The sequence below is a fragment of the Thalassospira sp. UBA848 genome (genome assembly GCF_002295455.1).
In the GTDB taxonomy this organism is placed as follows: Bacteria; Pseudomonadota; Alphaproteobacteria; order Rhodospirillales; family Thalassospiraceae; genus Thalassospira.
In genome coordinates this window covers 91,395-104,115 of record NZ_DBGS01000038.1, presented here as the reverse complement: position 1 = coordinate 104,115, position 12,721 = coordinate 91,395, and the positions used below count along the sequence as shown (strand labels likewise).

The following is a 12,721-nucleotide window of genomic DNA, read 5'->3' as shown; positions in this document are numbered from 1 at the left end:
ATCAATCTGTTGCGGCCATATATGGATCGTTTGGAGAACCTAGTCTTTCAACGGGTCGGCCGGTGTGGTGATAAGATCAAGCACCTGTTCGAACGGCACGTGGCGCACCGCACGCACGTCATCCTGTGGCGAAAGCCAGTTCAACCGGTCGCGCAGTCCGACAACCTTGCCAAGAATGCAAACCGCAGGCGGTTCAACGCCTTCGCGTTCGACATCATCAGCCGCCTTTCCAAGGGTGGTGATCAGGATCCCCTGGCCCGGTGTGGTCGCCTGACTGATCACCGCAAGCGGTTCATCCGGTGCGCGGCCATTTGCCATCAGTTCCGATGAAATCCGACGCAGATGCTTCATTGCCATATACATGACAAGCACAGGCGCACCCTTGGCCAAGGCACCCCAGTTAATGTTATCGGGCACCTCGCCACTTGATCCGTGGCCGGTAACAAAGGTCACCGATGAATTGCAATCGCGATGGGTGGTCGGGATACCAGCATACGCCGCACCAGCAATGCCCGCTGTAATGCCCGGTACGACACGGAAGGGAACATTGTGATCGACAAGGGTCATGCCCTCTTCGCCGCCGCGGCCAAAGACGAACGGGTCCCCGCCCTTAAGACGCAGAACGCGCAACCCCTGTTTGGCCAGTTCGACCAGTTGCAGGGAAATATCGGTTTGCTTGGAAGACGGACGCCCGCCACGCTTGCCCGCATAGATACGTTCGGCGTCGCTGCGCAAAAGATTGAGAATGCGGTCATCGACCAGCGCATCATAAACAACGACATCGGCCTGCTGCATGGCGTTGACAGCGTGCAGTGTCAAAAGACCGGGATCCCCCGGACCCGCACCAACAAGCCATACCCAACCCGGTTCGAAAACCGGAAAATCAACACCAAGAGTCGTCATCACGCGCTACTTCTAATCAATGAAATGCAGTCATCTGTGCAGGACCACATTGAAAGGATATGTTAAACAGCAATCGAGTGCTACGCACAACATATTTGCGAGATTTTTTCGTATAACTTTTCAAATAACATAAATATATATGTTTAATTGAGTTTCCAGTGCGGATCTCCGCCGCATCGTCAATCACAGAATCACTGGCAGGACTGACAGGAAAATCATCTGATGACCAGAAAACCGGATGGACCGCTGCGCAAGGGATGGACAACGGGGGCCTGTGCCACCGCTGCAACCCGTGCTGCGTGGCAGGCATTGCTGTCCGGCGCGTTTCCTGATCCGGTTACCATCACCCTGCCGCGCGGGGAAACGCCGTCCTTTAAGCTGATCAAGGCGAAAAAGGGCGATGGCTGGGCGCAGGCGAGCGTGATCAAGGATGCCGGTGATGACCCGGATGTTACCCACGGGGCGGAAATCATATCGACCGTGCGCATCGCAAAGCCGGGAAGCGGCATTACATTCAATGCCGGCGAAGGGGTCGGCACCATCACAAAACCGGGCCTGCCATTGCCCCCGGGGCAAGCGGCAATCAATCCCAAACCCCGCGAGATGATGATCGGACAGATTACCGAGCTTTGTGATCAGTTTGACGCACAGCCTGATGTCGAAATCGAAATATCCATTCCCGGCGGTGCTGAAATTGCCAGGAAAACCTGGAATGGGCGTCTGGGGATTGTCGGCGGATTATCGGTTCTGGGCACCACAGGGATTGTCATCCCGTTCAGCTGTGCGGCGTGGATCCATTCCATCCATCGCGGCATTGATGTGGCGCGCGCCACCGCGCGTAACCATGTTGCCGGGGCAACCGGCAAGACGTCCGAGGCTGCCATTCGGGCATTTTACGGCCTGCCCGAAGACGCCATTCTTGATATGGGCGACTTTGTGGGCGGGATGCTGAAATATCTGCGCAAGAATCCTGTGCCCTTTGTCAGCATCGCGGGTGGCTTTGCCAAACTGGTCAAGCTTGCCCAGGGCCATCTGGATCTGCATTCAAGCCGATCACAGGTCGATTTCGACAGACTGGCCGACACGATTGCCGCATGTGGCGGGGATGAAACCCTTCAGGATCAATGTCGCAATGCCAATACCGCCAAACAGGTTCTGGAACTTTGTCAGGCGGCAAACGTTAAGATCGCAGACACCATTTCACGTCAGGCCTGTGAATCCGCACGCGCAACGCTTGATGGTGCCTGTGCGGTGGAAATCGTTATCACTGATCGCAGCGGTACCATCATTGCCCGCCATGGTATGGGCGATTTTGAACAGTTCAGGCCAACCGGGTCGTAAGTGGCATCAAAGCCATCTGGCCGTTAGACTATCGCTTGTACTCAAAAACAGGTCCGCACGGACCCACAAAGCAACAAAAAGGTTTCTTGCCCATGTCCCTCTTGCGTCCTGCCAGCCGTCCGAAACACATCCTTATATTTGGCGGGACCGGAGACGCGAATCGCATTGCCGAAGACCTGATGCATGAATTTGGTCGCGATATTCGCCTGCAGCTTTCGCTTGCCGGACGCACCAGCGCACCCAGCCTGCCCGATGGGGTCCCGGTCCGGATTGGCGGTTTTGGCGGACCGGAAGGCATCATTTCCTATGTCAAAAACGAACAGATTGATCTGGTGATTGATGCCACCCATCCCTATGCCACCGAGATATCGCACAATATCGCCCAAGCCTGCCATGCGGTTGCCATGCCCTGTATTCAGTTCCACCGCCCGGCTTGGGAAAAGACCGAAAAGGACAACTGGATTTCGGTGAAATCGATTGAGGAAGCCGCCAGAATCCTGCCCGACGTCGGTACGCGTGCGCTGATTGCAAGCGGGGCGAAGAACCTGCATGCCTTTGAGGGGCTGGAAAAAACCTGGCTGCTTGTTCGGACCGTCGATGCACCGCGCGATCCGTTTGATCTGGAATATGGCGAATGGCTGTTTGCACGCGGCCCGTTCAGCGTTGAAGGCGAGACCGAGCTTCTTGAACGCTACGAGATCGATGTGATCGTCAGCAAAAACAGTGGTGGCGATGCGACCTTTGCCAAGATTGAGGCCGCCCGCAATCTGGGTATTCCCGTGATCATGATCGAACGTCCCGGCGGTGAACCGGTCATTCAGGCGCCATCACGCAGCGCGATAATCAAGCGCGTTCACGAGATTCTTGATCAAATCTGACACCCGGATCACACGCACGGACTATCGGCGATTCTCCCCGGCGAGGACAAAATGCCCATGGGTAGAATTATTCCGGAAAACAAACTCCCCCAGATAGCTACCCCCTGCCGACAAGAGCGGTAATTCTCAAACAATTCACGAAACTGTTCCATCCAAGACGATTAATCTTGCCAGTGCTTGGCGGCTTCTGAATAGTCTCCAGTGCGGGGCGGATAACGCGTTTCCGCGGCAATTACCATTGCGCGATGCGTTATCCGACATTGGCAATACGTCCGAAGCAAGGGCAAAAAGCCGCCGGACAATATTTGTGCCGTTGGGGGAACTTTATAAATGACTGGCAGGTTTGGTTTGCGAGGACGCTTGATGATGGCGATTGTGCCCATCGCGTTGCTCGCTGTTATTGCGGCCGCACTGGCTGTTTTTGCCTTTAGAATTACACAGACACAACAATCGGTCGTTTCAAACGAGGCGATACCGGCCCTTGTCACCGGACAAGAGCTTTATGCGCGTAGCAACCAGGTCAGCAACATCGCGCGCAACGTTGCCGTTGCCCAGAACGCCGAAGAAATCGAAGCTGTCAGCGCCGAACTGGATCAGATTGAAACAGAGCTTAACAACGACATCGCGGCTCTTGCCGAGCTTGGCGTTGATGGCGCAATCCTGAGCGAGTTTTCCAATCAGACAGAAACGCTGGTCGGCAATATCCGGGCGCTGAAGGAAACGCAGATGTCGCTGTTTGCCAACGACGTCGCGACCAACGCACTGGTTAATGAGATTGTCACTGCGGCCAATGCGATCGAGGCATCTGCGCGCGCGCTGAATACCGACGCCAATATGGCGCTCACCAACAGCGCGTCCGCTCTTTATTCTATGGTCGGGCGCGAAGATCAGACCAACGAAGCGTTTAATACGCTTGATAAGCTTCTCGATGTGGATGCGCTTGATGCCCAGAATATGAGCGATCTGCGCGCCATTGCGTTTCAGATCCCGGGTCTTGCCGAACAGGTCGTTGCCGCACGTGACACTGATGCACTTGATAAGGTCAAGTTCGCGATCAATCCGATCCTGACCCAGTTGCAAAAAGGCATCGACCTGATGCCCGACCCGGACGCAAAGGAAACCGCGCAGGCAACCCTGGCAGAGCTTCAGGCTGCGCTTGACCCGTCCAAACCAAATAACCTGTTTGCCCTGCGTCAGGCGGAATTTGCCACGGAAGAGCAACTTAATACCATTCTTGATGACAATGCGGCGATCACCGAACAGATCGCCCTCACGGCCGAGCGCCTTTTGGGCGAAATGCGTGCCAAGATCAACGATGCCAACAGTGGCGTGGCAGAAACCATCGCAACCGCTGAAATCATCATGATCGTCGTGGCAATTGCCGCCATCGTCATTCCGACGCTGATCCTTTGGCTTTATGTCAGTCGCAACCTGTTGCGTCGCCTGATTGGCCTGAATGGTGCGATGACCCGCCTGACAAAGGGCGACCTTGATGCAGAGGTAAAAGACAGCGGATCAGACGAAATTGCTGATATGGCGCGTTCGGTCGAGACGTTCCGCGAAAACGCCCGGGAGGCCGAACGCCTGCGCGCCCAAAACAAGGAAGCCGAAGAACGCGCCGAAGAACAACGCCGCGCGGCCCTGCATGAAATGGCCGACGGATTTGAAAGTTCGGTCAACACGCTGGTGACGGAGCTTCTGACCGCGGTCAACGAAATGCGCGATACGGCCGATAACATGGAACGCAATGCGGGTGATAACGTCACCCGTGCGGCAGAGGTCAACGAGGCATCACAAAATGCATCAAGCAACGTCAGTTCGGTTTCATCTGCGACCGAGGAACTGTCTGCCTCGATCCGCGAGATCGAACGACAAGTCGCCAAGGCGGAGGAGATTTCGCAAACGGCCGTGGCCGAAGCCCGGAAATCTGATGAAACCGTCCGCAAGATGTCAGATACCGCAGACCGTATTGGTGAGGTGATCGAACTGATCACAACCATTGCCGATCAGACCAACCTGCTGGCGCTCAATGCCACCATCGAAAGTGCCCGTGCCGGGGATGCTGGCAAGGGCTTTGCCGTGGTCGCCAACGAGGTCAAAAACCTGGCGTCCCAGACCCAGCGCGCGACCGAGGATATCAGCCAGCAGATCAGCGAAATGCGCGACGTCAGCAGTCAGGCCGTGGAAATGATTTCGACCATTGCCCGGACAATCGGCGAAATCGACAGTATTTCAAGCTCGATTGCAGCTGCGATGAGCCAACAGGGTGCCGCCACCGGTGAAATCGCCAATGGATCGGAAGAAGCCGCCAATGGCGTCCGCCATGTATCGGACAACATGGCCAGTGTTTCACGTGCCGCCGAAGAATTCCGCGAAATGTCGGGTTCCGCCCGCTCGGTCGCCGAAGACCTTCTGGCCAAGGCGCACAGCCTTCAGACAGAAGCCAACAACTTCGTCACCCGGGTGCGCAGCGAATAGATTTCACCAAGGTTATCTCAATAAAAAACCCCGCCGACATATCGGCGGGGTTTTTCGTATCTTTGGCTTTGTGGCCCTAGACGAAACGGCGGAACTCGCCGGATTTGCGCGGTGGGCAGAAGCGCTTGAGATAAGACGGTGCAATCGCCTCAAGGCTGTTTGGCGTAATGCCAAGCTCGGCAAAGCCTTCTGCTCCGTCAGACACCACGTTATCGGTTTTAAGCAGACGCACCTGATCGGGCGTCAACGGCGGAACCGGCAGGAACTGCAGGAAGAATGCCTTGATTGAGGCCAGCCAGAACGGAACCGGCATCAGAATGGCACGCTGACGGGTGATCCGCAGCATGTCCTGCAAAAGCGCCATGAAGGAAAGGGTTTCAGGTCCGCCAAGCTCATAGGTCTTGCCAGCAGATTTGCCTTCGGTAAGGGCTGTGACAAAGGCATCGGCAACATCGCCAACATAAACCGGCTGGAATTTCGGGCCACCTTCGCCGTGCAGATCGACCTTGCCTTCGCCCAGATCAACTTTCGGCAGGCCCGGCGCACCGACAACCGGCAGAACCGGTGAGAAACGAGCCATGGTGGCAAATTTGTTCAGGAAGTTGTCATTCGGGCCAAAGATGACCGAAGGACGGAAGATCACCGCATCCGGGAAAACTTCGCGCACGGCCTTTTCACCGGCAAGCTTCGATGTCGCATAGTTGGCAGAGGTGTTTTTATCCACACCAAGGGCCGACATATGCAAAAGCGTTTTTACGCCGGTCGCCTTGGCTTCTTCGGCAATACGTTTTGCTGCCTTGACGTGGATATTGAGGAAATTCTTGCTGCCACGCTCATAAAGAATGCCAAGCAGGTTGATCACCGCTTCGGAACCCTCGATTGCGTCCTTGATGCTGTCTTCATCGCGCACATCGCAATGGACCGGAACGACCTGTCCCAGATAGCCCATCGGTTTGAGCTTTTTGACGCGCTCAAAGCTTCTGGTCGGGACACGGACGATAAAATCACGCTCAAGCAGACGCTTGACGATATGACGTCCGACAAATCCGGTGCCGCCAAAGACGGTTACAATACGACGATCCATAATTGCTCTCTCCTTGCCGGTCGGGAAAATGTGGATGGACCCACATCATGTGCCGGTGCTCGGTGGCTTTGGGGTCCGAACCGCCTGGCGATCCGGTCCGAAACTGCTCCTGTGGACAATCATATGGTGCCCAAACAAGCGACGATATGATTTTCCGCAGGCTTTTGGGTTATATACGACCCGTAAGTGTCGTCAACAATGCGCTGTTGTTAATCAATTGCGTCTTTTGTCCCTGCTTCGTCCAGAATTTCATCATAAAGCGCCATCAAACCGGCCCGATAATCCGGATAACGCAGCTTTACGCCGAGTTCCTGTTTGATCCGCGCATTTGAAACGCGTTTGTTGTCTTCATAAAAGCTTGCGGCCATCGGGCTAAGCTTGGCAGTTGCGAAATCCTGTTCGGGCGGCGGATCAACACCAAGCAACCCGCAAGCATGGGCAATGACATCCTGCGGCGGGGCCGCATCATCATCACAGACATTATAGGCCGCACCACAATTAGGCTGTTTGATCGACGCCAGAACAGTCTGGGCGATGTCTTCGACGTGAATACGTGAAAAAACCTGGCCGGGTTTGACGATCCGGCGTGCCCGGCCCGACCGGACCGTTTCAAGCGCATTGCGGCCGGGGCCGTATATACCCGCCAAACGGAAACTTTGCACACACAGGTCATGACGGCGGCCCAGATCAAACCACGCCTTTTCTGCGGCCACCCGCCTGCGCCCGCGCTTGCCACTTGGCAAAAGATCATCTTCTTCAGTGACTTCGGCGCCACCCCAATCGCCATACACCCCGGTGGTCGACAAGTAGCCGATCCACGTGCCTGCCGGCAGGCTGGCCAGATCACCACCATGATGATGAATGACCGGGTCCCCCTGCCCGCCGGGCGGGGCAGAAGACAGAACATGCGTCACGCCATCAAGGGCGCTTGCAATATCGGCTATCGGTTGATCATCGGCGAAGATGAAAGGCTCAATACCTTCGGACTTCAGCTGTTGGGCCTTATCAGTGCTCCGCGTGGTTCCGGCTATTTTCCAACCTTTTGCCTGAAGCGCGCGGGCGATAAGGCGGGCGGAAAATCCCAGTCCGAAACAGAACAACTTATTGGTCATCAAGGCACCTTTTATGACGGCAAACTAGTGTGACGGCACAGTAACGGCCTTGCCACATACAAACAAAGCCTTTTGGCAAAACCTTTTGGCAGTATGATTTGTTCCCGAGAAGGTTCGATTTCGGGAACAACAATCATTATCTTGCCGTTTTCATGATGTGAGAATTCAAAACTATGAATTTTCAGATATGCGCATTCAGGCATGGTGGATCGCCCAAATGATCTTCTATGGTGTCTGCCAGCAATTTTTGCCAAAGACGGAGCTTTTCATGTCACGACTTTCCGGCACCTCGATCCTAGCGCGCGCCACAGGCTTGCTGTGTCTGGCGGGGTTTGTGGGTTTCTGGGGCACAGGTATAACCGACGCCCGCGCCCAAACCGAAAGCAACGGCGGCATGACACAGGAAGAAAGCCAGCAATATCGCGATTGTATCAAACTCGCACAGCTCAAACCCGAAGACGGCTTTGAAAGCGCGATTGCGTGGCGCGATCTGGGTGGCGGAGAACCAGCGCGCCATTGTGTCGCTGTGGCGCTGATATCGCTTGGAAAATATGAAGAAGCCGCGACCCGCCTTGATGCGCTGGCAAAGGACAGCTCGGCCGGACCGGGTGTCGTCGCGGGAATGCTGGCCCAGGCAGGTCAGGCCTGGATGATGGCTGATAACCTTGAATATGCCTGGCGCGATCAAAGCCGCGCGCTTGAACTGGTGCCAAATAACCCGCAGCTTTGGGTCGACCGCGCCATGGCACTTGGCCTTGCCGGGCAGTACTGGGAAGCGATTGATGATCTGAACAAGGCGCTTGATCTTCAACCAGGCTATGCCGAAGCCCTTATTTATCGGGCCTCTGCATGGCGGCTACTTGAAAGTTACGAATTGGCAATGACCGATATCGAGAACGTTCTGGGTCAGGATCCGCAAAATGTGCAGGCACTTTTCGAGCGCGGAAAGCTGTATCGGATCGCGGGCGAGGACGATCTGGCCCGTCGCGACTGGCTAAATGTCATAGAACTTTCAAACGGAACCCCTGTTGCCGATGCGGCAAAAGCGAATATAGAGAAGATGGATGTTCGCACCGGATCGAACTAGCGAAATCGGATCAAGACCAGAGCCGTCTGACTTTCAGAAAACTGGTTCGCTGTGACAGATTTCCTTGTATATGACCGGTAGAACCACACGCCGGGCCATGACCGGAAAGTTTTTGGGGGACGAAATGCGTCGCACGCTTGCCTTGGCTACCTTTGCTGCATCAATTGCGCTTCTGGCATCACCTGCTGCAGAAGCCCGTGATCAGATCAGGATCGTTGGATCATCAACGATCTTTCCGCTGACCACGAAGGTCGCCGAACATTTCGCCAAGACCACCGGCGCACCGGCCCCGGTGGTTGAAAGCACCGGTTCGGGTGGCGGGTTCAAGCTGTTTTGTGGCGGCATTGGTGCACAATTCCCCGATATTGTCGATGCATCACGCCCGATCACGGGATCGGAAACCGCCATTTGTGCGGCGAATTCGGTCCGCGACATCAGCGAAATCAAGATCGGCTATGACGGCATTGTCTTGCTGGGATCGCGCGACGCACCAGACATGTCGCTTACCGCCCGCCAGCTTTACCTCGCCCTTGCCCGCACGGTTCCGGTCAAAGGTGCCAGTGTGCCCAACCCGCACGAAAAATGGTCGGATATCGACCCGAGCCTGCCGGACCTGAAAATCCGCGTGTATGGTCCGCCGCCAACTTCGGGCACACGCGATTTGATGGGGCAGCTGTTGCTAGATCAGGGGTGTGCGACGTTTTCCGATATCGCAAGTCTTGAGGCATCCGATCCGGACAGCTTCCGGCTTCTGTGCCGTACGCTGCGCGACGACGGCGCCTATATCGAGGCGGGCGAGAATGACAGGCTTGTCATCAGCAAGCTTGAAAAAGACCCGACCTCATATGGTGTAATGGGCTTTAACAATCTGGAGCGTAACCGCGAACGTCTTCAGGGTGTTCCGATCAACGGGATCGAACCGGATTATGAGACCATCCTTGATGGCAGCTATCCGGCATCGCGGGCGCTTTACCTTTACGTCAAGGACGACCACCAGCAACTGGTACAAAGCCTGGGTGACTTCATCTCGACCTATGTATCGGACGCTGTGATTGGTGAAGACGGTCTTCTGGCCGATAACGGTCTGGTGCCGCTGACCGCTGACGAGCGCGCAGAGACCATGACCAGTGCCGCGAAATTCGCCGGTAACTGATCAGCAAACAGATCAGAGCAAGTACATCGCGTATAGACGGCCGGGCATCAGTCCGGCCGTTTTGCCATCCAGACCTGATTGCTGGCATATTTCGGGGGATTGCCCTGAAAGTCCGAAAATTCCGTTATCGAAACAAAACCGGATAACTCCAACATCAAACGCATTTCACTGCGATGAACCCAGCGCAGGTGATGCCAGCAATCCTCGCGTTTAATCACATCGCCCTGATCGTTGATTTCTTCAAACCGCCAATGTTCGCTGAACTTCTGGGTCAGGGGATCGTTGGTGCGTTCCATCGCGGTGATGCGAAGACGGCTGCCCGGCTGCCCAACACCATCTGGCATCGGAAAGATCGGAAGCTCGACCGGCTCCGGATCACCTTCAGGCAGGCAATAACGCAGATCCGGATCCATCAGATCAAGGGCAATCGCCCCGCCGGGTTTGAGATGGGCACAGGCTCGTTCAAGGGCACGTCGCTGATCATCGGCATCGGTGACTTCCTGAAGCCCGCGAAACGGGATGATGACCAGATCAAATTGCCGCCCCAGATCGAAGTCGCACATATTGCCAAGATGCCATGTCAGATCGGGGTAATTGGCGCGTGCCTGATCCAGCATTGCAGGTGACAGATCAAGGCCTTCGACCGCGACACCAAGTCTGGCAATCGCGGCACTGATTCGCCCGGTGCCACAACCCAGTTCAAGCACGCCATTTTCGTGCACCAAGCTTAATGCTAGACGGGTATAGAAGGGAATGGGATCTTCAAAAATCTTGCGATCAAGATCAGCGCGAAGATCGTAACTCGCGGTATTTAACCCGCCTTCGGGGTAGAATTCATCAAATATGGATGAATTCTTCATTCAAAATCCAGTTCCGCATAATGGCTGGATGCCGGGAAACTTGCCTGCCGGTCTGCCAGAATATCGCGCATGGCAGGGCGGCTTTTGATCCGCATGTACCAGTCCTTGGCACGCGGATGTTTTGACCAGTTGATATCGCCCATATAGTCGATCACGGAAACCTGTGCGGCGGCCGCCAGATCGGCCATGGTCAGATGATCCCCTGCCAACCAATTCCGGCGTTCAAACAGCCATCCGATATAGTCCATGTGATAGGCCGCATTGGTCCGCCCGGCACGCAGGACCTTGGTATCGGGTGTGCCGGTCGAAAAGAAGCGTTTCAGAAGCTTCTCCCCCAGCAGATGTTCGGTGGCCTCGCGATTGAACTTGCCATCGAACCACGCGACAAGGCGGCGGATTTCCGCTCTTTCCTTGGGGTTGGATCCGAACAGTTTTGGCTCGTCCTCATAAACCTCGTCGAGATACTCGCAAATGACGACGGAATCACACAAAACCGATCCGTCTTCTTCGATGAGGACAGGCACTTCACCGGCGGGATTAAGCAGCAAAAAGTCATCACGCCGTTCCCAGACAGGTTCAGCTGTGAGTTCAAAATCCAGCTTTTTCTCGGCCAGAACCAGGCGCACTTTGCGCGAAAACGGTGAAAGCCAAAAATGATATAACTGACGCATAAGCGTGAAGATACCCGACCAAGAATGAACGTTTTGCAAAGACCCGTCACGCGGCCGCAAACATTCTAAAAACCGCAAGCAATCCGGTTCGTTTCCAACCCGGAACTGCAAGATATCTCAAACCATGCAACGCGGTTGAAGTAAAGTCCTAGAACGGCTCTGAGATGCGATTTTCGCGGCGATAACACAGAAAACCGCCACCCGGGTCATGGCGCGCGGCTTTTGGCCAGTTCCAGCATGCCATCAAGATCAAGGCAGGCTTCAAGATGATCGGCCAATTCATCAAGTGCGGCATCAATACCGGTCTCGAAACGCGTACTTTGACGCGCTTCTTCGGAACGAAGAGTTGCCAAAAAGGCATCGCGGAAAGGATCGCTGCCAAACAGCCCGTGCAAATAGCACCCCAAAACATGGCCATCCGCACTAATCGCCCCATCAGACGTGCCATTCAGATCAAGCCAACTGCGTTCCCGATCCGGGCCATCAGTCTGGCCCATATGGATTTCGTAGCCATCAACAGCAATTCCGGCGGCAAAAGCAGCGCTATCGCCGACCGTCAGACCGGCTGTTTTGCGAAGCGTCTTGTCACCGGCCATGACGGTTTCAACATCCAGAAGACCCAGCCCGGCCTCACTGCCCGGTGCGCCTTCCACCCCGTTTGGGTCATGAACCATACGGCCCAGCATCTGATAGCCGCCGCAAATGCCGACCACATGACCGCCACGGCGGTAATGGGCCAGAATATCGATATCCCAGCCCTGGTCTTTCAGGAACCGAAGGTCGGCCATGGTCGATTTTGAGCCCGGCAACAACACCAGATCACAATCCCCAGGGATCACTTGCCCCGGCTTGATCACCAGCAATTCAACATCATCCTCGGCCGCCAGTGGATCAAGATCGTCGAAGTTGGCAATACGGGGCAGATGCGGCACCGCGATGCGCAGAATTGCGTTTGTCGCATCCCCGGCCTTGCGGTGATATTTCCCGGCGTTTTCCAGCGCCACGCCATCTTCGGCAGGAAGTTTATGGGCATTGGGCCAGTACGTTGCGATACCGTAACTTTTTAGGCCGCATCTTTCGGCAATGATGCCGGTGGCCGGTTCAAACAGCGACACATCGCCACGAAACTTGTTGATCACATAGCCTTTAAGCCA

General features: G+C 55.4%; 11 protein-coding genes. 5 read left to right on the top strand and 6 right to left on the bottom strand.

The annotated features are described in order from the left end of the window. Nucleotides 1-39: 39 nt before the first annotated feature. Entirely contained in the window at nt 40-903 is an 864-nt protein-coding gene (cobA, locus tag B2R48_RS05290) for a uroporphyrinogen-III C-methyltransferase (RefSeq protein ID WP_213475436.1), read from the bottom strand. A 222-nt stretch (nt 904-1,125) separates the two neighbouring features. On the opposite strand from cobA, the gene B2R48_RS05285 reads away from it, so the two are divergent. From B2R48_RS05285 to B2R48_RS05275, 3 genes are all read left to right on the top strand, one after another. After that, the gene (locus tag B2R48_RS05285) at nt 1,126-2,244 is read left to right on the top strand and encodes a cobalt-precorrin-5B (C(1))-methyltransferase (protein WP_296998556.1); all 1,119 of its coding nucleotides are present in this window, start codon (nt 1,126-1,128) and stop codon (nt 2,242-2,244) included. A 92-nt stretch (nt 2,245-2,336) separates the two neighbouring features. Beyond that, entirely contained in the window at nt 2,337-3,122 is a 786-nt protein-coding gene (locus B2R48_RS05280; RefSeq protein ID WP_062957186.1) for a cobalt-precorrin-6A reductase, read from the top strand. Between the two features lie 330 nt (nt 3,123-3,452). Then, nucleotides 3,453-5,600 carry a methyl-accepting chemotaxis protein gene (locus B2R48_RS05275; RefSeq protein WP_296998554.1) on the top strand — a complete coding sequence of 716 codons (2,148 nt, stop codon included), beginning with the start codon at nt 3,453-3,455 and terminating at the stop codon, nt 5,598-5,600. A gap of 76 nt (nt 5,601-5,676) precedes the next feature. Here the strand turns inward: B2R48_RS05275 and B2R48_RS05270 are convergent, their stop codons facing one another. Then, a complete protein-coding gene (locus B2R48_RS05270; RefSeq protein WP_062957184.1) occupies nt 5,677-6,684 on the bottom strand; it encodes a complex I NDUFA9 subunit family protein in 1,008 nt (335 codons plus the stop codon). A gap of 209 nt (nt 6,685-6,893) precedes the next feature. Beyond that, on the bottom strand, nt 6,894-7,796 hold the full coding sequence (locus B2R48_RS05265) for an SDR family oxidoreductase (protein WP_296998532.1): 903 nt from the start codon (nt 7,794-7,796) through the stop codon (nt 6,894-6,896). Between the two features lie 268 nt (nt 7,797-8,064). On the opposite strand from B2R48_RS05265, the gene B2R48_RS05260 reads away from it, so the two are divergent. Together B2R48_RS05260 and B2R48_RS05255 are read left to right on the top strand one after the other, a co-directional pair. Continuing rightward, nucleotides 8,065-8,883 carry a tetratricopeptide repeat protein gene (locus B2R48_RS05260; RefSeq protein WP_213475248.1) on the top strand — a complete coding sequence of 273 codons (819 nt, stop codon included), beginning with the start codon at nt 8,065-8,067 and terminating at the stop codon, nt 8,881-8,883. A 124-nt stretch (nt 8,884-9,007) separates the two neighbouring features. After that, the gene (locus tag B2R48_RS05255; RefSeq protein WP_062957382.1) at nt 9,008-10,036 is read left to right on the top strand and encodes a substrate-binding domain-containing protein; all 1,029 of its coding nucleotides are present in this window, start codon (nt 9,008-9,010) and stop codon (nt 10,034-10,036) included. A gap of 47 nt (nt 10,037-10,083) precedes the next feature. On the opposite strand, the gene B2R48_RS05250 is transcribed toward B2R48_RS05255, so the two are convergent. From B2R48_RS05250 to B2R48_RS05240, 3 genes are all read right to left on the bottom strand, one after another. Next, nucleotides 10,084-10,896, bottom strand: coding sequence for a class I SAM-dependent methyltransferase (locus B2R48_RS05250; RefSeq protein ID WP_296998528.1), 813 nt, complete (start codon nt 10,894-10,896; stop codon nt 10,084-10,086). Beyond that, a complete protein-coding gene (locus B2R48_RS05245; protein ID WP_062957181.1) occupies nt 10,893-11,567 on the bottom strand; it encodes a glutathione S-transferase family protein in 675 nt (224 codons plus the stop codon). The genes B2R48_RS05250 and B2R48_RS05245 overlap by 4 nt, the downstream gene beginning before the upstream one ends. A 206-nt stretch (nt 11,568-11,773) precedes the next feature. Beyond that, nucleotides 11,774-12,721: cobyric acid synthase (locus tag B2R48_RS05240; protein WP_296998527.1), on the bottom strand; the 948-nt coding region annotated here is incomplete at its 5' end.